This is a genomic window from Herbaspirillum sp. NPDC101397 (assembly GCF_044767325.1).
GTDB lineage: Bacteria > Pseudomonadota > Gammaproteobacteria > Burkholderiales > Burkholderiaceae_D > Herbaspirillum.
This window is the reverse complement of sequence record NZ_JBIWNS010000005.1, coordinates 163261-186123: the sequence shown is the minus strand read 5'-3', so window position 1 is coordinate 186123 and position 22863 is coordinate 163261. Positions and strand designations below refer to the sequence as shown.

The window sequence follows — 22863 nt, the reverse complement described above, 5'->3', positions numbered from 1 at the left end:
CTCGCTGGTCATGGTCTGAAAAGCATCCGAAATGGGTCTTCAGGCACACATGGCGGCACAATTAAAAAGTTGTAAATTTTTCCTGAAAAGCCGTCCATGCATTTCACGTCCATCACTGCATTCCTGATTTCCGGCGAATTGATCGCTGCGATGGTCGTTGCACGTGCGCCGGCGCGCTTGCTGCTAAAACTACCGATCGGTCGCCTGGCCTTGCGTTAGTGGCAGTCAGGCGGCCCTACTTCCAGCCACATCAGATGATTTCCCCAGTTACGTTTCTCTGTTCAGCAGTGACCAATTAAAGAGGTTCCACCATGATGTTAAGCAACCCGGCAGCAAAATACCGCGCATTCCCGACGATCCCGTTATCTGATCGCACCTGGCCCAATCAGTTCATTTCCAAGCCGCCGATCTGGATGAGCACCGACCTGCGCGACGGCAACCAGGCGCTGATCGAGCCGATGAGTCCGGAACGCAAGCTGCGCTTCTTTGAAATGCTCCTGCAAATCGGCCTGAAGGAAATCGAAGTCGGCTTCCCTTCAGCCTCGCAAACCGATTTCGATTTCGTGCGCAAGCTGATCGAAGAAAACCGCATCCCCGACGACGTCACCATCATCGTGCTGACACAGTCGCGCGAAGAACTGATCCGTCGCACCATCGATTCGCTGGCCGGCGCCAAGCAAGCCATCGTCCACCTGTACAACTCGGTCGCGCCGGCATTCCGCAAGATCGTCTTCAACATGTCGCGCGACGAAATCAAGAACATCGCCGTCACCGGCACCCAGCTGGTCAAGGAATTGACCGACGCCCGTCCGGAAACTCAATGGCGCTATGAATATTCGCCGGAGTCCTTCAGCACCACCGAACTCGACTTCTCCAAAGAAATCTGCGACGCCGTCTGCGAAACCTGGGGAGCGACGCCGGAACGCAAGGTCATCCTCAATCTGCCGTCGACCGTCGAATGCAGCACCCCGAACGTCTACGCCGACCAGATCGAATGGATGTGCCGCAACCTGAAATACCGCTCGTCCTCCATCATCTCGGTGCACCCGCATAACGACCGCGGCACCGCCGTCGCCTCCGCCGAACTGGCCGTCATGGCAGGCGCTGACCGCGTCGAAGGCTGCCTGTTCGGCAACGGCGAGCGCACCGGCAACGTCGACCTGGTCACGCTGGCCCTGAACCTGTACACCCAAGGCGTCAACCCAGGCCTGGACTTCTCCGATATCGACACCGTGCGTCAGTGCGTCGAAGAGTGCAACCAGATCCCGGTCCACCCGCGCCATCCTTACGTCGGCGACCTGGTCTTCACGGCCTTCTCCGGCTCGCACCAGGACGCGATCAAGAAGGGTTTCGCCAAGCAGCAAGCCGACGCCATCTGGGAAGTGCCTTACCTGCCGATCGACCCGGCCGACCTGGGCCGCAGCTACGACGCCGTAATCCGCGTCAACAGCCAGTCCGGCAAGGGCGGCATGGCTTACCTGCTGGAACAGGAATACGGCTTGGCCCTGCCGCGTCGCCTGCAGATCGAGTTCAGCCGCGCCATCCAGCGCGAAGCCGACGCCAGCGGCAAGGAAATCGTCGCCACCGACATCTACACGATCTTCAAGACCGAGTACCTGGACCGCAGCGCACCGTACGTCTACCGCGCGCATCGCATGTCGGAAGACACCTCGCATGAAGAATCGATCAAGATCGAAGTCGACATTGAGCGCAACGGCGAAAAGACCACCGTGCGCGGCACCGGCAACGGTCCGATCGACGCCTTCGTCAATGCGCTGGGCCTGGACATCAAGCTGATGGATTTCCACGAACACGCCATCGGCGCAGGCGCCAACGCGCAAGCCGCCAGCTACATCGAACTGCGCCTGAACGAAGCGCCAACCGGCTTCGGCGTGGGCATCGACGCCAACATCGTCACCGCCTCGTTCAAGGCCGTCCTCAGCGCCGTCAATCGCCAGATCGCGATCGACCAGAGCGCCAACCAGTCTTCTTCGCCAAAAGCGAAAGCAGCCTGATTCGGGATCACGCAAAAAAAGCCGCCGGTTTATCCAACCGGCGGCTTTTTTACGTCTCTGAATTTCTTTAATATGCAGCGTGTCGCCCTCAAGCGAAAGAGGGCGTCTTCGGATTGATGCCCTGCGCCGCACGAATGAAGGCGGCATCGAGTGAATCACAATCAAAGGTTGACGAAAAATCGGCGCCGTCGCGATACTTTGTAAACTCACCATTCACGAGAAAATAAAAATAATCACAGTTGTCAGCGATCTCGCTTACCAAATGAGAAGAAACCAGAATCGTTTTCTGGCATTTTTTCAACGTCGAAATTGCTTGCCAGATGTAGAACCGATATTCAGGATCAACTCCGCTAGTGGGCTCATCCAGTATGTAAACATCCCGGTCAATGGCCAGCAGGCACATCGCGATATACCAGCGTTTTTCACCGTAACTGCAAACGCCCGAACGCAATGCACCGATTTCATCAAACCGAGATTTTTTGTGCTCCCCAATCAGTTCATCCCTCCTCGCCTTTATCGCAGTCTTGTCAATAACGCCTGACATCAACTCAATCATTTCCGCGATTTCATGCATTTTCAGTGCAGCCGGCGTCGTAATGGCTTGGGACAAATATATGCATTGCCCCGGACTCAATGCTTTTTCAGTTCTCAGCGTGGCGGTAGGATTTATTCCGCAGAGAATATCGAAGAAGCTGCTTTTCCCTGCACCGTTTGAGCCCAGCAAACCCACAATCTCTCCAGGCTCCGCCCGCAACTTAGCCCCTTCTAAAACTATCTTGTCCTTATACCTCAGCGTCGCCTCAATAACGTTAATTCCTGAATTCGAGTTCAATATCGACTCCATATAGGATTTATCTTGAAACACAACAAACCATAGATACCCAACGCCAGCAACAGAACGAAATGCAATATTGGGGCCACTGAAAAGTCCGTCACACCACCACTGATGAATTCTCCGGCAACAAAATAGGGGTTAACGAAGTTGATCCAATGCAGCGCCACTGCATCGGTCCTCGTCGAAGCCAGTCCCAGCATGATGAGCGGCATAGACAAAATTGACATCAGGCTGCTTGCCGTTTGAAACGTCAACGGCAGTGCACTGAATGTCACACATCCAACCATCAGGATCATCGTCGTACATATGAAACGGATCAATAGGGCGAATAACGGCGCGCTACTTATATTCGGCTGAAAAGCCAGACTCGTGACGAGCATAAAGAACAAGCCGTAGAGAATTGACAGCGTCAAAGATGCCAGAAATTGCGCGCCGATAAACTGCATCCGCGAACGGCTGGCGTAGGCGAATGTTCGGATAAATCCGCTTTCCCGTCGCCCTATCAGGTACAAGCCAAAGCCGAAGAGCGCTGTCATTAATCCGATATAGGCCAGATGCCAACCTGCACGAAGCAAGAATGCCCCGCCCTCTTCTAAAAAGATATTTCGATCCGACCAATTGGCAAAACAGAAGAAGCCTGCCGGCGCGATCAGGGCCCAGAAAATACCTACAGGCTCGCGGCATTGTTCTCTGATTAGAATAAGACTGAGTTTTAAGGTAGCGAGCATTTTTTAATAGGCGCGAAAAAAACTTGGCGAAATAGATCATCCACGTTGCTGCAGCAGCAACTGCCAGATCAACTACCAGTTCACTTTAGTGAAAATTATCATAATTACAATTAATCTTTTAGAATTCAGGAGATACTTGAATCGGAATTACCAGGCAAAAAAAACGCCGGTTTATTCAACCGGCGGCTTTTTTAATTTGTACTACAGCGGACTCGTTACAGCGATCGCGCCAAACGAATCCCGCTGTACTGCCAGCAAGCCGTGGCCGGGAAGAAGTTGCGATAGCTGGTGCGCGAATGCCCGAGCGGCGTTGCGCCCGAGGAGCCGCGCAAGACGTATTGATTGACCATGAACTTGCCGTTGTACTCGCCCACCGCGCCGTCGGGAATCGCATAGCCCGGATACGGCGCATAGCTGCTCGAAGTCCACTGCCACGCCGTGCCGAAGAATTGCCGGCCTTCGTTGCCCAACTCGCCGGCGGCATATTCCCACTCCGCTTCGGTCGGCAAGCGTGCACCGGCCCAGCGCGCAAACGCGTCGGCCTCGTAATAGGACAAATGCAGCACCGCCGCATGCGGGTCCAGCGGCAGCGTGCCGTGCAGCGTGAACTCGCGCCAGGCGCCGTCCTCCTGCCGCTGCCAGTACAGCGGATGCGCGATGTGATTGCTGCTGCGCCAGTCCCAGCCGGCCGACAGCCAGTAGGCGGGATTCTCGTAACCGCCCTGTTCGACGAACATCAGGTATTCGATATTGCTGATCAGGCGCGAGCCGATCGCGAATGCTTCGACGAACTGGCGATGCGACGGCAGCTCGTTGTCGAAACAGAATCCACCATTGCGATAACCGATTTCCACCACGCCGGCGTCGAAGGTATTCCACTCCAGCTCGGTCTGCACCGGCATGGCCTGCAAGGCGCGCGGCAGGTAGGCGGGCTTGAGCGGATTGAGCGACAGCAGGTGCTTGAGGTCGGTCAGGATCAGTTCCTGATGCTGCTGCTCGTGCTGCATGCCCAGTTCCAGCAGGCGCAGGCAATTGTCATCGCAGACATCCGACAGCAGCAGGGCTTGCATGCGCAGATCGATGTTGGCGCGATAGGCGCGAACCTCGGCCAGCGAAGGGCGCGTGAGCATGCCGCGCTGCGGACGCGGATGCTTGTCGCCGACACCTTCATAATACGAATTGAACAGCACCCGGAACGCCGGATGGAACGCCGCAAAGTCTGGCTCGTACGCTTCGAGGATGAAGGTTTCAAAGAACCAGCTGGTGTGCGCCAGGTGCCACTTGACCGGACTGGCGTCGGGCATCGACTGCGCCCCGCAATCCTCGTCAGACAAAGGCGTTGCGAGGATCATCGAATATTCGCGCGTGCGCAGGAAATCGTCGACGATGGCCGCGTTCGTTGCCGCCAGTACTGCCGTCTCGTTATGCATGCTGCTTATCTCCTTTTGTACCTCTTCGCCCGTGAGGCCTGGTGCTGCTTACACCGGTCGCGCGTAACATAGCATGAACCATTTCTGCGGGTCGAACCACATCTTGGCCTGACCGAAACCGGCCTCGCGCAGCAGGTCGCTGAAACCGTCCGGCGTGAATTTATGGCTGTTTTCGGTATGGATGCGTTCACCCTGGCTGAATTTGCGCTCGCCGCCGCACCATGTCACGGTGAGGTCGCGGCGCGCTTCCAGGTGCATCTCGATACGCGACAGTTCCGGATTGAAGAAACCGCGATGCTGCCAGTCAGCCACCACGAAATCGCTGCCCAGCAGGCGATTGACGTGCAACAGCGCGTTGCGGTTGAACGCCGCCGTCACGCCGAGCGCGTCGTCGTAGGCCGCGTCGAGCACCGCCTTTTCCTTGACCAGGTCAATGCCCAGCAAGACGCCGCCGCCTTCGCCCAGTTGCAAGCCGTGACGCATGCGACGGAGGAATTGCAGCGCCTCTTCCGGCGCGAAATTACCGAGCGATGATCCGGGATAAAAGAACAGGCGATTTTCACGTCCGACCGTGGACGGCAATTGCAGCGAGGCGGAAAAATCCATCGCAATTTCCTGCATCGGAATCGCCGGGAATTTTTGCCGCAAGCCGTTCACCGCCTCGCGCAGGAATTCCGTCGAGATATCGATCGGCACATATTGGCGCGGCTGCAGCGCAGGGAACAAACGCGCCGCCTTGGCGCAATTGCCGGCGCCGAGGTCGATCATGGTCACGCCCTTGCCGACGGTCGCGGCAATGTCGTCGGCGTGCTGCTCGAAGATTTGCGCCTCGGTGCGGGTCGGATAGTATTCCGGCAGCGCGCAGATCGCCTCGAACAAAGTGGAGCCGAGCGCGTCGTAAAAGTATTTGGGAGAAATTCTGGCAACGTCGGCCATCAGGCCGTCTTGCAATTCGCTCCGGATGGGACAGGGTTCTGACCAATCGTCCTGCATGTCCTGCAACAATCGTTGAGCCAATTTGCTCTCCTGGTTGAAACAGCATGAAACATCATGAACGCGATCGGCACGGTAGCCGCGCATGCAATACACTAGATCGCGTTTAAAGAACCAGATATGGCGTGCACCCTGCGCATTTCAAGCTCTGCGCCAGGAAAAGAACAGCGGCTTGCATATCTGATGAATGCATATACTTATGCATTCTATCGACTTGCAATCAATCGCGTGGTTCACCGCCCGATAAAAAATCCGACATCCAGCCGCCAAAGTTGCTTCATCAACATCAAGAATCTTGCCAACATGTCATCAAGCGTCAAACCAGAACCAGCCAAAGGCAGCATCAAAACCCTGATCGGCCTGCTCCCCTTCCTGAAACCCTACAAGCGTCAATTCATGCTGGCCGGCCTGGCGCTGATCGTGGCGGCCGCAGCGACACTGGCGATTCCCTATGCCTTCCGGCAGATGATCGATCTGGGCTTCGGCAAAAGCGGCATCGGCGGCGCGGATGCCGCCGCCAGCACCTTGCACATCGACCTGTACTTCCTCGCCCTGTTCGGCGTCGCCTGTATCCTCGGCGTGGCGACGGCGGCGCGTTTCTACATGGTGTCTTGGCTGGGTGAACGCGTGACGGCGGATCTGCGCAGCGCGGTCTACGCGCACGTGGTCACGCAAAGCCCGCAATTCTTCGAAACCACCAAGACCGGCGAAGTGCTGTCGCGCCTGACCACCGACACCACGCTGATCCAGACCCTGGTCGGCACCAGCATTTCGATGGCGCTGCGCAATGGACTGCTTTTTATCGGCGGCATGGTCATGCTGTTCATCACCAGCGTCAAACTGTCGTCCATCATCATCGTGATGCTGGCGGCGGTGGTGCTTCCGATCGTGTTCTACGGCCGCCGCGTGCGCAAGCTGTCGCGCGAATCGCAGGACCGCGTGGCCGACGCGTCGGCGCTGGCTGGCGAAATCCTCAACGCCATGCCGACCGTGCAAGCGTTCACGCATGAAGAGATCGAGGCCAAACGTTTCGGCACCTCCGTGGAACGCGCTTTCCACACCGCCATGCAGCGCATCCGCGCGCGTTCGGTGCTGACCATGATGGCGATCCTGCTGGTGTTCGGCGCGATCGTGTTCGTGCTGTGGCTGGGCGCCCATGCGGTCGTGCAAGGCAGCATGAGCGGCGGGCAGCTCGGCCAGTTCATCCTGTATGCCTCGCTGGTGGCCGGTTCCATCGGCGCCCTGTCGGAAGTGTTGGGCGACACCCAGCGCGCCGCCGGCGCCACCGAACGCCTGCTCGACCTGCTGGCGGCGCAGTCGCCGGTGCAATCAGTGCTGCTGCCGGAGACATTGCCGCCGCGCACCGCCAACGGCGCCGCCCTGCGGCTGGACGACGTGATGTTCCACTATCCGTCGCGCCCTGACAGTAACGCGCTGATGCATCTGTCGCTGGACATCAAACCGGGCGAAACGATTGCCGTGGTCGGCCCGTCCGGCGCCGGCAAGACCACGCTGTTCCAGCTGCTGCTGCGCTTCTACGATCCGCAGCACGGCAAGATCACGCTGGACGGCGTCGACATCCGTTTCCTCACTTTGTCTGCGCTGCGCAACGCCATCGGCATCGTGCCGCAAGACACCGTGATCTTTTCCGAGAACGCACTGGAGAACATCCGCTTCGGCCGCGCCGACGCCAGCGACGAGGAAGTCATCGCGGCCGCCAGGATGGCCGCCGCGCACGAGTTCATCGAGCGCCTGCCGCAAGGTTACCAGTCCTTCCTCGGCGAGCGCGGCGTGCGCCTGTCCGGCGGCCAGCGCCAGCGCATCGCGATTGCGCGCGCGCTGTTGAAAAATCCGCCGCTGCTGCTGCTCGACGAAGCCACCAGCGCGCTCGACGCCGAATCGGAGCGACTCGTGCAGATCGCGCTGGAAGCAGCCATGGTCGGCCGCACCACGCTGGTCATCGCACACCGCCTGGCGACCGTGCAGCGCGCCGACCGCATCGTGGTGGTCGAACACGGCCGCATCGTCGAGACCGGTACGCATACCGAGCTGATTGAGCAGGATGGACTTTACGCCAGCCTGGCGGCATTGCAGTTCAATACCGACTGAGGGTGCCGACCGGACTCCGGCATCCGGCCTCCTCGTACGCGCTTTCAAAAAATAAAATAGACTTTCGTGTTGAAGCCAGATTCAGGCCACATTCAGGCCGCAACCATTTTCCGTACTTTCCCCAATCCGCGAAGACGCGCCTTTATCCCGGGCGCGCCGCGCACAACCAGGAGTTTCCGATGAGCAGCAAACTGTTTTCTCCGTTCACCTTGCGCGGACTGACCCTGCCCAACCGCATCGTCGTCTCGCCGATGTGCCAGTACTCGTCACAAGACGGCTTCATCAACGACTGGCATCTGGTGCATCTGGGCAGCCGCGCCGTCGGCGGCGCCGGGCTGGTGATCGTGGAAGCCGCCGGCGTACTGGCCGAAGGCCGCATCACGCCGGAAGACGTCGGCATCTGGAAAGACGAACACATTGAGCCGCTGCAACGCCTCACGCGTTTCATCGAAACCCAGGGATCGTTCGCCGGCATCCAGCTGGCGCATGCCGGCCGCAAGGCCAGCGCATGGCGTCCATGGGCAGGCAAAGCCGGCACCGTGCCCGCAGCAGAAGGCGGCTGGGAAACCGTCGGCCCGTCGGCGCTGCCGTTCGACGCCACGTTCAAGCCGCCGGTCGAGCTGAGCGTCGCCGCCATCGCCGAACGCGTCCAGGCATTTGCGGACGCCGCCCAGCGCGCGCTCAAGGCCGGCTTCAAGGTGGTCGAAGTGCATGCCGCACACGGCTACCTGCTGCATGAATTCCTTTCGCCATTGAGCAATCAGCGCACCGACCAATACGGCGGCACGCTGGAGAACCGCGCGCGCTTCCTGCTGGAAGTCGTCGCCGCCGTGCGCAAGGTGTGGCCGGCCGATCTGCCGCTGTTCGTGCGCGTCTCGGCCACCGACTGGACCGAGGGCGGCCTGACGCCGGACGATATCGTCGCCGTCTCGCGCCTGCTGCGCGAGGCAGAGGTCGATCTGGTGGACGTCTCCAGCGGCGGCAATGTCGCCACTGCGGTGATCCCAACCGGGCCGGGCTATCAGACTGCATTCTCGGCGCGCGTGCGCAACGAAGCGAAGATCGCCACCGGCACCGTCGGCATGATCACCGACGCCACCCAGGCTGAACACGTATTGCGCACCGAACAGGCGGACCTCGTGCTGCTGGCGCGCGAACTGTTGCGCGATCCGTACTGGCCGCTGCACGCCGCCGACGAACTCAAGGAAAACGTCGCCTGGCCGCCGCAATACGTGCGCGCCGCGTCGAGCAAGACACCGCTGCGCGAGAACGTCGACTACAGCGATCTGGATTGATTGCTTCCCTGCGCCGGCCTGCCGGGTCGGCGCAGTTTTTGATGGCGTGGTATAAATGGCGCCTGCCCTTTTTGTTTCTGCATTGAGCCGTTGCCGGCTGTGAATTCAACACCCTGCTTCTCCTCCATAAATTTCCCCCACCCGATCTGCAAAGAGATATCCATGTACAAAGACGTCCAACTCTTCATCGACGGTCGCTGGACCGCCAGTGTTTCCAACCGCACCATTGCGGTCGTCAATCCGGCCACCGAAGAAGTCATCGGCCATATCGCCCACGCCAACAAGCAAGACCTCGACGCCGCGCTGGTTTCCGCGCAAAAAGGTTTTGACACCTGGCGCAAGATCTCCGCCTTCGAACGCTCCAAGATCATGCGCAAGGCCGCCAACATCCTGCGCGAACGCGCCGATGAAGTGGCGCTGCTGATGACGCTGGAACAAGGCAAGCCGCTGGCCGAAGCCAAGGCCGAGACCCTCGGCGCCGCCGACACCATCGACTGGTTTGCCGAAGAAGCCCGCCGCACCTACGGCCGCCTGGTGCCGGCACGCGTGCCGAACGCCTACCAAATGGTGATCAAGGAGCCGGTCGGTCCTGTCGCTGCGTTCACGCCGTGGAACTTCCCGCTCAACCAAGTCGTGCGCAAGCTGTCCGCAGCGCTGGCCGCCGGCTGCTCCATCATCGTCAAGGCGCCGGAAGAAACCCCGGCCTCGCCGGCCGAACTGATCCGCGCGTTTGCTGATGCCGGCATCCCCGATGGCGTGGTCAACCTGGTCTACGGCGTGCCGTCGGAAATCTCCGAATACCTGATCCCGCATCCGATCATCAAGAAGATTTCCTTCACCGGCTCGACCCCGGTCGGCAAGCAACTGGCCGCGCTGGCCGGCACCCACATGAAGCGCGCCACCATGGAACTGGGCGGTCATGCGCCCGCCATCGTGTTCGACGACGCCGACATCGACGCCGCCGCCAAGCAGCTGGCAACGGCCAAGTTCCGCAACGCCGGCCAGGTGTGCGTGTCGCCGACCCGCTTCCTGGTGCAAAAGAGTGTGTTCGACGCCTTCGTCGAGAAGTTCATCGCCGTCGCCAGCCAGCTCAAGGTGGGCGACGGTACGGTTGCCGGCACCACCATGGGTCCGGTTGCCAACAAGCGTCGCATCCCGGCGCTGGAAGCATTGATCAGCGACGCGGTTGAACAAGGCGCGCAATTGCGCTTCGGCGGCAAGCGTGTCGGCGACAAGGGTTATTTCTTCGAGCCGACCGTGCTGACCAACGTGCCGTTGTCGGCGCGCGCGATGAACGAAGAACCGTTCGGCCCGCTGGCGCTGATCAACTCGTTCGACACATTGGATGAAGTGATCGCCGAAGCCAACCGCTTGCCGTTCGGCCTGGCTGCCTACGCCTACGCCAAGTCGGCGCAGACCAAGCACGCGCTGTCGTCTCGCGTCGAAAGCGGCATGATCACCATCAACCACCTCGGCCTGGCTCTGCCGGAAGTCCCGTTCGGCGGCATCAAGGACAGCGGCTACGGTTCCGAAGGCGGCACCGAAGCGATCGAAGCTTACGTCAACACCAAGTTCGTTTCGCAGTTGGACGTGTAAGCACGCGGTATCGTTACAAAAAAAGCCCGCGCTCTTCAAAGGAGCGCGGGCTTTTTCATTGCGGCAAATGCGGCGGTGTTACTTGGGCTGCTTGTGTTTGCGACCGTGGCAGTGGCAACCGACGACGTGGTCGTCAATGATGCCGATGCCTTGCAGGTAGGCGTAGATGATTGTCGAGCCGACGAACTTGAAGCCGCGCTTGAGCAGGTCTTTGGACACCTGATCCGACAGCGCCGTCTTGGCCGGTGCTTCACCCAGGCTTTTCCATTTGTTGCGAATCGGCTTGCCGTCCACATACGCCCACAGGAAGGGATCAAGGCCGCCGACTTCGTCGCGCAGGCGCAGATAGCTCTGTGCATTGGTGATGGTCGCCGCCACCTTCAGCCGATTGCGGACGATGCCAGGATCGGCCAGTAGCTTGGCCACCTTGGCGTCGGTGTAGCGCGCGATCTTTTCCGGATTCCACTGATCGAAAGCGGCGCGGTAAGTCTCGCGCTTGTTGAGCACGGTCTCCCAGCTGAGGCCCGCTTGCGCGCCTTCCAGGTTGAGCATTTCAAACAGGCGCGTCTCGTCGTGGCAAGGCACGCCCCATTCTTCGTCGTGGTAAGTTACGTAGCGCGGGTTGGCGAGATTGACCCAGGCGCAGCGTTGTACGCTCATCTATTCCTCACTCATTTCATAAGGGCCACAAGGGCGGTTCATCCATCAGCGCGATCTGCTCGCGCAACTCCAGAATTCTGTCCTGCCAGTAACGCTGCGTATTGAACCACGGGAAGGCCTGCGGGAACGCCGGATCTTCCCAGCGCCGCGCCAGCCAAGCCGAGTAATGGATCAGACGCAGCGTGCGCAGCGCTTCGATCAGGTACAACTCGCGCTGCTCGAATTCGCAGAAGCTCTCATAGCCGGCCAGCAAGTCGGACAGCTGGCGCACCATCTCGCCGCGCTCGCCCGACAACAGCATCCACAGATCCTGGATCGCCGGACCGCTGCGGCTGTCGTCGAAATCGACGAAATGTGGTCCGGCATCGGTCCACAAGACGTTGCCGACGTGGCAGTCGCCATGCAATCTCAATTGTCTGATGTCGCCGGCGCGGTCGAAGCAGCGGCGCACGCCATCCAACGCCAGATCGACGGTGCTCTTGTACGAACTCAGCACATCCATCGGGATGAAATCATTGGCCAGCAGATAGTCACGCGGCTCTTCACCGAAGGTGGCGATGTTCAACGCAGGCCGGTGCGCAAAAGGACGCTGCATGCCGACCGCGTGGATGCGGCCGATGAAGCGCCCCAGCCATTCCAGCGTGTCGGGGTTGTCGAGCTCGGGCGCGCGACCGCCGTGACGTGTGAAGGCGGCAAAGCGAAAACCCTGGAATTCCTGCAGGCTGCGCCCGTTGGACAGCAGCATCGCCGGCACGACCGGAATTTCCTGTTCGACCAGTTCGCTGACGAAGGCGTGTTCTTCGAGGATCGCTTCATCGCTCCAACGCTGCGGCCGGTAGAACTTCGCCACCAGCGGCGGGCCGTCCTCCATGCCGACCTGGTAGACCCGGTTCTCATAGCTGTTGAGCGCCAGCAGGCGGCCATCGCCGTACAGGCCGACGCTGTCGAGTGCATCGAGCACGGTATCCGGCGACAGCCCGGCGAAATTGAATACGGTGGTGGAATCGGTCATGGCTGTCATTGTACGTGCCAGAGGGGGGCTGCGGTAATCCTCGCCTCCGCAGCCGAATGGAATTAAACTGCGGTTTTATTAAACTGCGGTTTTACTCGCAATACGGACGCACACCATGCAACTCGACCAACCTCTCTCCGACGAAGAGTTCGACGAACTCGACGATTTCCTGCTGTCCGACCGCTGTGCGGAAGACGCCATGACCATGGATACGCTGCACGGCTTCCTCACCGCGCTGGTGATCGGCCCGCAGGAAATCCTCATGGCCGAATGGCTGCCGCGCGTCTGGGGCAGCAAGCCGGAAGACACGCCCAAGTTCAAAAACCCCAAGGAAGCCGAACGCATCACCGGCCTGATCGCGCGCTCGATGAACGAAATCGCGATCACGCTGGAAGTCGCGCCCAAGGAATATGAACCGCTGTTCTGCGAGCGTGAGCACGAAGGCAAGAGCCTGCTCGACGGCGAAGCCTGGTCGTGGGGATTCTGGGAAGGCATCCAGATGCGCGTCAAGGAATGGGATCCGATTTTCCATTCCAACCTGGCTGCACTGATGCGCCCGATTTACCTGCTCGGCTCGGACGAGCTGGAAGAAGAAGAAATCGCGCTGGTCGAAGATCCGGTCAAGACGCACAAGCTGGCGGTGGAAGTGGAATCGGCGATCCCGCACATCTACAAGTACTGGCTGCCGCACCGCAAGTCGGCGGTGGAAACCGTGCGCCGCGACGGCCCCAAGGCCGGCCGCAACGACGACTGTCCGTGCGGCAGCGGCAAGAAGTTCAAGAAGTGCTGCGGCGCCGACAACGCGTAATCAGTTGGTTTCAGCGCCGGGGCTTATTTATCCCAGATAAGCTCCGGCGGCATCCCACAACAGCTTGCAGCCGGCCACGAACAAGGCCGCAATGGTGATCTGGTAGAAGCGCACCTGATCCACCTTCATCAGCAATTTCAAACCCAGCCAATATCCGACCGGCGCCAGCGGCAGCAAGGCCAGCGAGGTCGTCAGGTTGCGCGCGTCGAACAGGCCCAGCAATACGAACGGCACGACCTTCACCGCATTGATGACGGAAAAGAAAATCACCGAGGTGCCGACGAACACCAGCTTGTCGAGTTGCTGAGGCGCAAGATAAATCACGAATGGCGGTCCACCTGCATTGGCGATGAAGCTGGTGAAGCCGGACATGGTTCCCCACACCGATCCGCGCACTACGCTGGGCGACGTCGGCTGCAATACACGGCCGCGGCCGAGCAGGCGCTGCGCCACGAAACCGATCGACAACACGCCGATCAGGCCGCGCAGCATGGCGTCGGAGGTGAAGCGGAAAGTCAGCGCGCCGATGGCGATGCCGACCAGCGCGGCCGGAATCAGGATGCGCAGATTGCGCAGGTCGCCTTTGCCGCGAAACGTGATCAACCCCATGATGTCCATGGCGATCAGCAAGGGCAGCATGATTGCCGCACCGACCGAGGGCGAGGCAACCAGCGACAGGATGGGAATCGAGAGGATGCCGAGCGAGCCGCCGCCCAGCCCGGACTTGGAAATGCCGACGATCAGCACCGCGGGAATCGCCGCTGCGTAGAACAGCGGGTCCTGGATCAAGGCAAGGTCCCCGACCGCAATCCCGTCGTCGGCATGGTCATCAGGATTACTCCTTGATGAAATGCTCGCGGTAGTACTTCAGTTCTTCGATCGATTCGATGATGTCGGCCAGCGCGGTGTGCTTCTGATGCTTCTTGAAACCGCTTGCCAGCTCGGGCTTCCAGCGGCGGCACAGTTCCTTGAGTGTGGACACGTCAAGGTTGCGGTAGTGGAAGAAGGTTTCCAGCTTGGGCATGCCGCGCGCCATGAAGCGGCGGTCCTGGCAAATCGAATTGCCGCACATCGGCGACTTGCCGACCGGCACGAAAGGCTTGAGGAAGGCGATCAGCGCCGCCGAGGCTTCTTCTTCGGTCACGGTCGAGGCCTTGACGCGCTCGATCAGGCCGGAGCGGCCGTGCGTGCCCTTGTTCCAGGCGTCCATGCCGTCGAGGATCTCATCGGACTGGTGAATCGCGAACACCGGGCCTTCGGCCAGCACATTGAGTTCAGGATCTGTTACCACAACGGCAACTTCGATGATGCGGTCGTTATCGGGATCCAGGCCGGTCATTTCCATATCGACCCAGATCAGGTTGAACTCGTTTGGACGCGCCGGGATCGTATACGGAGCGGCGTTGGTGTCGGTGGCTTGTGACATAATCGTTCTTTCTTCATATTCTGCTTGAATCGGCCGCTCACCCCATTCGATTCGCCATTTTCATCGAATTTTTTGAGCGGTCTTGATCCGCCATTTTCGCACAGGGAAAGAATGTATTCACTCACGTTTTCAGTTTTGTTTGTCGGTTTTCTGCTGGTGACGCTGCTCGTCCGGTTCTGGCTCAGCTCGCGCCACATCCGCCACGTGCTGGCGCATCGCAGCGCAGTGCCGGCTGAATTCGCCGAAAAAATCCCGCTCGCGGCGCATCAGAAAGCCGCCGATTACACCGTCGCGCGCACCAAGTTCGGCATCCTTGCGCTGCTGGTGAATGCCGCCGTGCTGATCGGCTTTACCCTGCTGGGCGGACTGCAACTGCTGTCGACCCTGCTGCTGCAATGGCTGGGCGGTCCCGGCATGGTGTACCAGTTGTGCCTGATCGGCTCCTTCGCGGTGATCTCCGGCCTGATCGATCTGCCGTTCGACTATTACCGCCAGTTCGTGCTGGAAGCGTACTTCGGTTTCAACAAGATGACGCGCACGCTGTTCTTCGTTGACGCCGTCAAAACCGGCCTGATCGGCGCCGCCATCGGCCTGCCGCTGCTGTGGGTGATCCTGCTGCTGATGGACCAGGCCGGTGCGCTATGGTGGTTCTACGCATGGCTGGTGTGGAGCGGCTTCCAGCTGCTGATGCTGGTGCTGTATCCGACCGTGATCGCGCCGCTGTTCAACAAGTTCACACCGCTTGACGACGACAGCCTGCGGGCACGCATCGAGAGCCTGATGCAGCGCGTCGGCTTTGCGTCCAAGGGCTTGTTCGTGATGGACGGCTCCAAGCGCAGCGCGCACGGTAACGCTTACTTCTCGGGCTTCGGCGCGGGCAAGCGCATCGTCTTCTTCGATACCTTGCTGGCGCGTCTGGCGCCGCAGGAAATCGAGGCGGTGCTGGCGCATGAACTGGGTCATTTCAAGCTCAAGCATATCGTCAAACGCATCAGCGTGATGTTCGCGATTTCGCTGGCGTTCCTGGCGCTGCTGGGCTACCTCAAGGGCCAGGCGTGGTTCTACACGGGCCTCGGCGTGAACCCGCTGCTGTTCGGCAACAACGACGCCATGGCGCTGATCCTGTTCATGCTGGCGCTGCCGATTTTCACCTTCCTGCTGTCGCCGTTGTCGTCGCTGTCGTCGCGCAAGCACGAGTTCGAAGCCGATGCCTTCGCCGCCCAGCACACCAATGCGCAAGACCTGGTGTCGGCGCTGGTCAAGCTGTATGAAGACAACGCCTCGACGCTGACGCCGGATCCGCTGCATTCCGCGTTCTACGATTCGCATCCTCCCGCCTCGCTGCGGATAGGAAAACTGCACGACAAACTGAACGCGGCACACTGAGGAGCACGCCATGACACTGACAACCCAAACCCTGCTGGCGCAAAAGAGCCAGCATCAGGTCGCCGCCTTCAACGATGCCGATATCCAGCAATACCTGCCGCTGGTGCCGGGCTGGGCGCTGGAACAAGGCAAGCTGGTGAAGGCGTTTTCCTTCGAGGATTACCATGAGACGCTGGCGTTCGTGAATGCCATTGCCTACGTGATCCATGCCGAAGACCATCATCCGGAACTGGTCGTGACCTACAACCGCTGTGTCGCGAAGTTCGACACGCATAGCGTCAACGAAGGACGCGGCGGCTTGTCGATCAACGATTTCATCTGCGCCGCCAAGGTGGATGCGATTTTCCACCAGACGTTTTCCTGAGCATGAGCGCACCCAAAAACAATACCGAAGTCGGCACCGTCATCGCCGCCCACGGCCGCCACTATCTGGCGCAAGTAGGCGAAGAAAAACTGCAATGCGTCACCCGCGGCAAGAAAAGCGACGTCGCCGTCGGCGACAAGATCAACCTCAAGCGCACTTCGCTCAACCAGGCCGTGATCGAATCCATTGCCGAGCGCAAGACCTTGCTGTATCGCTCGGACCAATACAAATCCAAACTGCTGGCCGCCAACGTCACCCAATTGTTCATCGTGGTGGCGACCGAACCGGGTTTTACCGATGACCTGATTTCACGCTCGCTGGTGGCGGCGGAGTCCGCCGGAGTCACCGCCCACATCATCCTCAACAAGACCGACATCGAAGCAGCGCTGCCGCGCACGCGTGAACGTCTTGAGGTGTACCGCAAGCTGGGCTACCCGATCCACGAAGTGTCGGCAACGGCGCAACCCGAGGCGACCCACGCCACCATCCTGCCCTTGCTGCAAGGCCAGACCACGATCCTGATCGGTCAATCCGGCATGGGCAAATCATCAATCATCAACCTGATCGTGCCGGACGCCGACATCGCCGTGCGCGAGATCTCCGCTGCGCTCGACACCGGCAAGCACACCACCACTTTCACGCGGCTGTATGTGATGACGGACGATACGGCGATCATCGATTCACCGGGTTTTCAAGAGTTCGGCCTGTATCAGTTGAGCGAAGGCATGCTGGAGCGCGCCTTCCGCGAATTTGCGCCGCATCTCGGCCACTGCAAGTTCTACAACTGCCATCACCTGAGCGAGCCCGCTTGTGCGGTGCTGGCAGCAGTGGAAAGCGGCGAGATTGCGCGCATGCGGCATCAGTTGTACGTGCAATTGCTGCATGAGTCGTCGCAGAAACTGTACTGATTGCGATCGTCTCAACGTAAAAAGCCGCTCAATCCCGAGCGGCTTTTTTATTGTGCACAACGGCGATCAGAACTTGTAGGCCGCACTCAGCAAGGCGCTGCGCGGCGCGCCCGGTATGATCTGCGACAAGCCGGTCGACGTCGCGTAATAGCTGCGGTTGGTTAGATTGGTGACCGCCAGGGTGAGCTCGACCTGGGGAAAACGGTAGCCAGCCTTGGCGTCCCAGCGCGTGTAGGCCGGCAGATCGAGCTGATTGGCGACGTCGACATAACGCGAACCTTCATAGATCATGCCCGCTTCCGCGAAGAAGCCTTGTGGCGGCGCATAGCCGACGAACACGCTGCCGTTGGCGCTGGAGACGCCGGCCGAACGCTTGCCCTGCACGTTGGCGCCGCAAGCCACGCAGGACTTCGCTTCGACAATGCGCGCGTTCTGCATGCTGAAGCCGCTGCGGATGAACCAGTCCGTCGCCAGTTGGCCATTGACGCCCAGCTCGACGCCGCGGTTGCGCTCCAGCCCGGTCAGCACGAACAAGTCGGGGCTTGCAGAAACCTGCGTGCGACGGTTGTACAGATCAAGCTGGAACACCGCCAGCGTGGTGCTGATCTTCTTGTCGAACCAGTCGCTCTTGACGCCGACTTCGATCTGCCGGCTGAACTGCGGATCGAGCGCGTTGACGTTGCTGCCGCCGCTTGCCGTGCTCAGGCTGATGGTGTCGGCGCCGCCCGACGGGATGAAGTTCTTGCTGTAAGACGCGTAAAAACTGTGCGCCGCCAGCGGCGACCACACCACGCCCAGACGGGGATTAAACGCTGCAGTGGTGCGTCGCGCGCGGCCGTTGTTGAGCAGGCTCAGCGAATCCGCTTCGAAATGATCCCAGCGCAGACCGGCCAGTAGTTGCCACTGCGGCGACAAGGTGAGCTGGTCCTGCGCATATAGCGCATAGGCGCGCGCACGGTGCACGCTGTCCGTGTTGATGACGGGCGCGGCGCCGTTGTCCGGGCGGTTGTCAGGCGCCATCAGCGACACGGGCGACGCGTTGGCGCGCCACAGCCGCGGATGACGGTTCTCGTTGCTGTATTCGGCGCCGAACAACAACTGGTGTTGCATGCCGTCGGCATCGAGCTTGCCCTCCAGCTCCAGGTTGCTCTGCCAGTTGCGGTGTTGCAGATCCTGCTGCCAGCGTGAACGTGTCACCTGGCTGTTGCCGACGCCGGTCAGGCCGCCGGCGAAGGTGTTGTCGAAGCGACTGTCGAGATTGAGCAGACTGAGGACGTTGCGGACTTTCCATTGCGCGTCAAGCTTGTGCTCAAAGGTCGAGCGCACGTAGGTGCTGGAGTCCTTGATGAAGTCGCGGCCGAGCGCGCCATAGGTCGTGGATTGCGGCGCCGGCGGCAGGAAGTAGCTGCCGTTGGCGCGCCGCCCGGCCGGCATGCCGCGATCGGGCACGCGTTCGAACTCGCTTTGCTCGAGCTGCAGCAGCCAGCTGGTGCGCTGGTTGTCCCACTTGACCGACGGCGCCAGGTATTGCCGCGTGGTGTCGACGCCGTTGCGGAAACTGCCGGCATGGTCGCGCCCGGCATTGATGCGCATGGCCCATTCTTCGGACAACACCTGATTGACGTCGGCCGCCGCGCCGATGCGGCCATAGCTGCCGGCGTTTATCCTGACGCTGCTTTGCACGTCATGGCCGGGCTGCTTGCTGATGCGGTTGATCACCCCGCCGCCGCTGCCGCGTCCGTACAAGACGGCGGCCGGGCCCTTGAGCACTTCCACGCGTTCAATGTTGCCGAGGCTGCGCACGTATTGCGCGTCGTCGCGTACGCCGTCGAGGAACACGTCTCCGGCGCCGGCGAAGCCGCGGATGCGGAATGAGTCGAAGCGCGTATCCGAGGTGTTGGAGATGCCCGGCACGCCACTGAGCGCATCGGCCAGGGTCTGCCCGCCGTAGGAAGCGACGTCTTCCACCTTGATGCTGTTGACGGTCTGCGGCACGTCGCGCAAGTCGGTGTCGGTCCTGGTGGCGGTATTCACGGAAGCCGGACGCGGATCGTAATGGCTGCGCTTGCTGCGGATCTCGATGGCGGGCAGATCTACGGATTCTCTCTCAGGGCCATCGGCCGCATAAGCGTAGTCAAAGGAGGAAGCGATGGAACAAATGGCGATGGCAAGGGGCCGGAGCCGTGCGTCGCGACGGATAGGAAAAAAAGGCATGTTGATCACTCGACTGGTCTTTGAAAGAGGCGCAGTCTAATGACTTACGTTGAGAACAATTCTCAACAAGTACGAAAATCCTGAGAAAATCGTTGAGTACCGATCATCTCGTCGTGAATCTGAAAATGCCAGCTGGAATTGATTTCAATAAATATCAAAATGACAATTCAAAATTACCCGATCGCGATCCCACATCCGGACAGCCGCCGACATGCTTCCCTGCCCCTTTGCCGCGACGGCCCTCATCCCATAGAGCGACACCCTGCCATCCCGCCCTCGACATGCCTGCTTTTGGGTATCTTTTTGGCCCGAATCCCTTATAATTGAAGCAGTTACAACAATCGGCGGCAGGCGCCCACTGGCCGCCGTTTTTATTTATGGCAATCAAACACTACCTGCAGTTTTCCGACTTTACGCTTGATGAGTATGAGTACGTGATCGAGCGGTCGCGTGTGATTAAACGCAAATTCAAAAACTACGAGCCGCATCATCCGCTGGCCGATCGTACGCTGGTCATGGTCTTCGAAAAGAATTCCACGCGTACCCGCCTGTCCTTCGAAGCCGGCATGCACCAGCTCGGCGGCGCGGCGATCTACCTCAACACCCGCGACAGCCAGCTCGGCCGCGGCGAGCCGATCGAAGACGCTGCACAGGTGATGTCGCGCATGTGCGACGTCATCATGATCCGCACCTTCGGCCAGGAAATCATCGACCGCTTCGCCGCCTATTCGCGCGTGCCGGTCATCAACGGCCTGACCAACGAACACCATCCCTGCCAGGTGCTGGCCGACGTCTTCACCTACATCGAGCAGCGCGGCTCGATCAAGGACAAGGTCGTGGCCTGGATCGGCGACGCCAACAACATGCTGTATTCGTGGCTGCAGGCGGCCGAAGTGTTCGGCTTCCACGTCAATGTCTCGACGCCGAAAGGTTACGACATCGACCAGAAGCTGGTCAGCCCCGGCCACCAGCGCTACACCTTCTTCGCCAATCCGGCCGATGCCTGCCAGGACGCCGATCTGGTCACGACCGACGTCTGGACCAGCATGGGTTACGAAGACGAAAACGCCACCCGCCTGAAGGCCTTCGACGGCTGGATCGTCGACCAGGCCAAGATGGCGCGCGCCCGCAAGGATGCCTTGTTCATGCACTGCCTGCCGGCGCATCGCGGCGAAGAAGTGTCCGCCGAAGTCATCGACGGTCCGCAATCGGTGGTCTGGGAAGAAGCTGAAAACCGCCTGCACGTGCAAAAGGCCTTGCTCGAATATCTCGTCCTGGGGAAAGTAGCATGATCGACCATACCGGATTTACACCTTCCGATTACGACCGCACCAAGGCGTTTTACACGCAGGCATTGGCGCCCATCGGCTACACCTTGCTGATGGAGCTTCCCGCTTCGGTCACCGGCGGCACCGACGTTGCCGGATTCGGCGAAGCGCCCAAGCCCGATTTCTGGCTGGCGCGCGCCACCGCCGACAAGCCGGCACACAGCCCGACGCTGCATTTCGCCTTCCGCGTGAATACACGCGGCGCAGTGGATGCGTTTTACCAGGCGGCCCTGCAGGCCGGCGGCAAAGACAACGGCGCTCCCGGCATCCGCGCGCATTATCATCCCGATTACTACGGCGCGTTCGTCCGCGATCCGGACGGGCACAACATCGAAGTTGTCTGCCACGACCCTGCATAATTACGCGCAAGTCAATTCAATCCATCCGTCATAACCAGCCACTACGAACATCATGTCCAACATCCTGCAATCCGTTCCGGTCAACGAAAAAGTCGGCATCGCCTTCTCCGGCGGCCTCGATACCAGCGCCGCACTGACCTGGATGCGCCAGAAAGGCGCCATTCCTTACGCCTACACCGCCAACCTGGGTCAACCGGACGAGCCTGACTACGACGCGATTCCGAAGAAGGCCATGCAATACGGCGCGGAACTGGCGCGACTGATCGATTGCCGCGAACAGCTGGCCAACGAAGGCATCGCGGCGCTGCAAAGCGGCGCCTTCCACATCTCGACCGCCGGCGTCACCTACTTCAACACCACGCCGCTGGGCCGTGCCGTCACCGGCACCATGCTGGTGGCCGCCATGCGCGAAGACAACGTTGATATCTGGGGCGACGGCAGCACCTTCAAGGGCAACGACATCGAGCGTTTCTACCGCTACGGCCTGCTGGTCAATCCGAACCTGCGCATCTACAAGCCATGGCTGGACAATACCTTCATCGACGAACTGGGCGGCCGCAAGGAAATGTCCGAGTTCATGATCAAGTCCGGCTTCGACTACAAGATGTCGGTGGAAAAAGCCTACTCGACCGACTCCAACATGCTCGGCGCGACGCACGAAGCGAAAGACCTGGAGTTCCTCAACAGCGGCATCAAGATCGTGCAACCGATCATGGGCGTGGCGTTCTGGCGCGACGACGTCGAAGTCAAGGCGGAGGAAGTCACCGTGCGCTTTGAAGAAGGCCGTCCGGTCGCGCTGAACGGCAAGACCTTCGACAACATGACCGACCTGATCCTGGAAGCCAACCGCATCGGCGGCCGTCACGGCCTCGGCATGAGCGACCAGATCGAAAACCGCATCATCGAAGCCAAGAGCCGCGGCATCTATGAAGCGCCGGGCCTCGCCCTGCTGTTCATCGCTTACGAGCGCCTGATCACCGGCATCCACAACGAAGACACCATCGAGCAATACCGCGACAACGGCCGCAAGCTGGGCCGCCTGCTGTACCAGGGCCGCTGGTTCGATTCGCAGGCGATCATGCTGCGCGAAACCGCGCAGCGCTGGGTGGCACGCGCCATCACCGGCGAAGTCACGGTCGAACTGCGCCGCGGCAACGACTACTCGATCCTCAACACCGAGTCGGCCAACCTGACCTACCAGCCGGAACGCCTGACCATGGAAAAGGGCGAAGGCGCCTTCACGCCGCAAGACCGTATCGGCCAGCTGACCATGCGCAACCTCGACATCATCGACACCCGTCAGAAGCTGGCGATCTACCAAAGCACCGGCCTGCTGGCAACCAGCAACGCGGTGTCGCTGCCGCTGCTGGAAAAAGACAAGAACGCGAAGTAATCAC

Annotated in this window: 21 protein-coding genes; 12 read left to right on the top strand and 9 right to left on the bottom strand. The window is 60.2% G+C overall.

All coding sequences use genetic code 11. From position 1 onward, the window contains the following. The first annotated feature begins 96 nt into the window (after positions 1–96). Both ACIROW_RS13490 and leuA read left to right on the top strand, forming a co-directional pair. Positions 97–219, top strand: coding sequence for a hypothetical protein (locus tag ACIROW_RS13490; protein WP_402276305.1), 123 nt, complete (start codon positions 97–99; stop codon positions 217–219). Between the two features lie 92 nt (positions 220–311). Then, positions 312–2015, top strand: a complete 1704-nt coding sequence (leuA, locus tag ACIROW_RS13485; RefSeq protein WP_402276303.1) for a 2-isopropylmalate synthase — start codon at positions 312–314, stop codon at positions 2013–2015. An 88-nt stretch (positions 2016–2103) separates the two neighbouring features. Here the strand turns inward: leuA and ACIROW_RS13480 are convergent, their stop codons facing one another. From ACIROW_RS13480 to egtD, 4 genes are all read right to left on the bottom strand, one after another. After that, positions 2104–2847 (bottom strand): ATP-binding cassette domain-containing protein, encoded by a 744-nt coding sequence (locus ACIROW_RS13480; RefSeq protein WP_402276300.1) that lies wholly within the window; start codon positions 2845–2847, stop codon positions 2104–2106. Next, on the bottom strand, positions 2844–3578 hold the full coding sequence (locus tag ACIROW_RS13475; RefSeq protein ID WP_402276298.1) for an ABC transporter permease: 735 nt from the start codon (positions 3576–3578) through the stop codon (positions 2844–2846). Before ACIROW_RS13475 ends, ACIROW_RS13480 begins: the two co-directional genes overlap by 4 nt. Positions 3579–3793: 215 nt before the next feature. Then, entirely contained in the window at positions 3794–5008 is a 1215-nt protein-coding gene (egtB, locus tag ACIROW_RS13470) for an ergothioneine biosynthesis protein EgtB (protein WP_402276296.1), read from the bottom strand. 48 nt (positions 5009–5056) lie between these two features. Then, positions 5057–6001 carry an L-histidine N(alpha)-methyltransferase gene (gene egtD, locus ACIROW_RS13465; protein ID WP_402276992.1) on the bottom strand — a complete coding sequence of 315 codons (945 nt, stop codon included), beginning with the start codon at positions 5999–6001 and terminating at the stop codon, positions 5057–5059. A gap of 303 nt (positions 6002–6304) precedes the next feature. On the opposite strand from egtD, the gene ACIROW_RS13460 reads away from it, so the two are divergent. From ACIROW_RS13460 to ACIROW_RS13450, 3 genes are all read left to right on the top strand, one after another. Next, positions 6305–8110: an ABC transporter transmembrane domain-containing protein gene (locus tag ACIROW_RS13460; protein ID WP_402276294.1), complete on the top strand. Its 1806-nt coding sequence runs from the start codon at positions 6305–6307 to the stop codon at positions 8108–8110. A gap of 179 nt (positions 8111–8289) precedes the next feature. Next, complete coding sequence (namA, locus tag ACIROW_RS13455) at positions 8290–9405, top strand: NADPH dehydrogenase NamA (RefSeq protein WP_402276291.1); 1116 nt, start codon at positions 8290–8292, stop codon at positions 9403–9405. 162 nt (positions 9406–9567) lie between these two features. Then, a complete protein-coding gene (locus tag ACIROW_RS13450) occupies positions 9568–11001 on the top strand; it encodes an NAD-dependent succinate-semialdehyde dehydrogenase (RefSeq protein WP_402276289.1) in 1434 nt (477 codons plus the stop codon). A gap of 78 nt (positions 11002–11079) precedes the next feature. Here ACIROW_RS13450 and ACIROW_RS13445 read toward each other — a convergent pair whose 3' ends face one another. After that, positions 11080–11661 (bottom strand): DNA-3-methyladenine glycosylase I, encoded by a 582-nt coding sequence (locus tag ACIROW_RS13445; RefSeq protein ID WP_402276287.1) that lies wholly within the window; start codon positions 11659–11661, stop codon positions 11080–11082. A gap of 16 nt (positions 11662–11677) precedes the next feature. Continuing rightward, complete coding sequence (locus ACIROW_RS13440) at positions 11678–12673, bottom strand: serine/threonine protein kinase (RefSeq protein ID WP_402276284.1); 996 nt, start codon at positions 12671–12673, stop codon at positions 11678–11680. Between the two features lie 115 nt (positions 12674–12788). On the opposite strand from ACIROW_RS13440, the gene ACIROW_RS13435 reads away from it, so the two are divergent. After that, positions 12789–13481, top strand: coding sequence for a UPF0149 family protein (locus ACIROW_RS13435; protein ID WP_402276281.1), 693 nt, complete (start codon positions 12789–12791; stop codon positions 13479–13481). Between the two features lie 27 nt (positions 13482–13508). On the opposite strand, the gene ACIROW_RS13430 is transcribed toward ACIROW_RS13435, so the two are convergent. Next, on the bottom strand, positions 13509–14270 hold the full coding sequence (locus tag ACIROW_RS13430; RefSeq protein WP_402276279.1) for a sulfite exporter TauE/SafE family protein: 762 nt from the start codon (positions 14268–14270) through the stop codon (positions 13509–13511). A gap of 46 nt (positions 14271–14316) precedes the next feature. After that, a complete protein-coding gene (orn, locus tag ACIROW_RS13425) occupies positions 14317–14907 on the bottom strand; it encodes an oligoribonuclease (protein WP_116435106.1) in 591 nt (196 codons plus the stop codon). Between the two features lie 111 nt (positions 14908–15018). Between orn and ACIROW_RS13420 the strand changes: the two genes are divergently transcribed. The 3 genes from ACIROW_RS13420 to rsgA are packed head-to-tail and all read left to right on the top strand — an operon-like array spanning position 15019 to position 17565. Beyond that, positions 15019–16293, top strand: coding sequence for a M48 family metallopeptidase (locus ACIROW_RS13420; RefSeq protein ID WP_116435105.1), 1275 nt, complete (start codon positions 15019–15021; stop codon positions 16291–16293). A 10-nt stretch (positions 16294–16303) separates the two neighbouring features. Continuing rightward, a complete protein-coding gene (locus ACIROW_RS13415) occupies positions 16304–16657 on the top strand; it encodes a 4a-hydroxytetrahydrobiopterin dehydratase (protein ID WP_402276276.1) in 354 nt (117 codons plus the stop codon). Between the two features lie 2 nt (positions 16658–16659). Next, a complete protein-coding gene (gene rsgA, locus ACIROW_RS13410) occupies positions 16660–17565 on the top strand; it encodes a ribosome small subunit-dependent GTPase A (protein ID WP_402276274.1) in 906 nt (301 codons plus the stop codon). 66 nt (positions 17566–17631) lie between these two features. Here the strand turns inward: rsgA and ACIROW_RS13405 are convergent, their stop codons facing one another. Continuing rightward, positions 17632–19779, bottom strand: coding sequence for a TonB-dependent receptor (locus ACIROW_RS13405; RefSeq protein ID WP_402276272.1), 2148 nt, complete (start codon positions 19777–19779; stop codon positions 17632–17634). A 377-nt stretch (positions 19780–20156) separates the two neighbouring features. On the opposite strand from ACIROW_RS13405, the gene argF reads away from it, so the two are divergent. Genes argF through argG form a run of 3 tightly spaced genes read left to right on the top strand, consistent with a single transcriptional unit; the run spans position 20157 to position 22859 of the window. Next, positions 20157–21071: an ornithine carbamoyltransferase gene (argF, locus tag ACIROW_RS13400; RefSeq protein ID WP_402276270.1), complete on the top strand. Its 915-nt coding sequence runs from the start codon at positions 20157–20159 to the stop codon at positions 21069–21071. Next, positions 21068–21466, top strand: coding sequence for a VOC family protein (locus tag ACIROW_RS13395; protein WP_402276268.1), 399 nt, complete (start codon positions 21068–21070; stop codon positions 21464–21466). The genes argF and ACIROW_RS13395 overlap by 4 nt, the downstream gene beginning before the upstream one ends. Positions 21467–21518: 52 nt before the next feature. Beyond that, complete coding sequence (gene argG / locus ACIROW_RS13390) at positions 21519–22859, top strand: argininosuccinate synthase (RefSeq protein WP_402276266.1); 1341 nt, start codon at positions 21519–21521, stop codon at positions 22857–22859. The last annotated feature ends 4 nt before the right edge of the window (positions 22860–22863 follow it).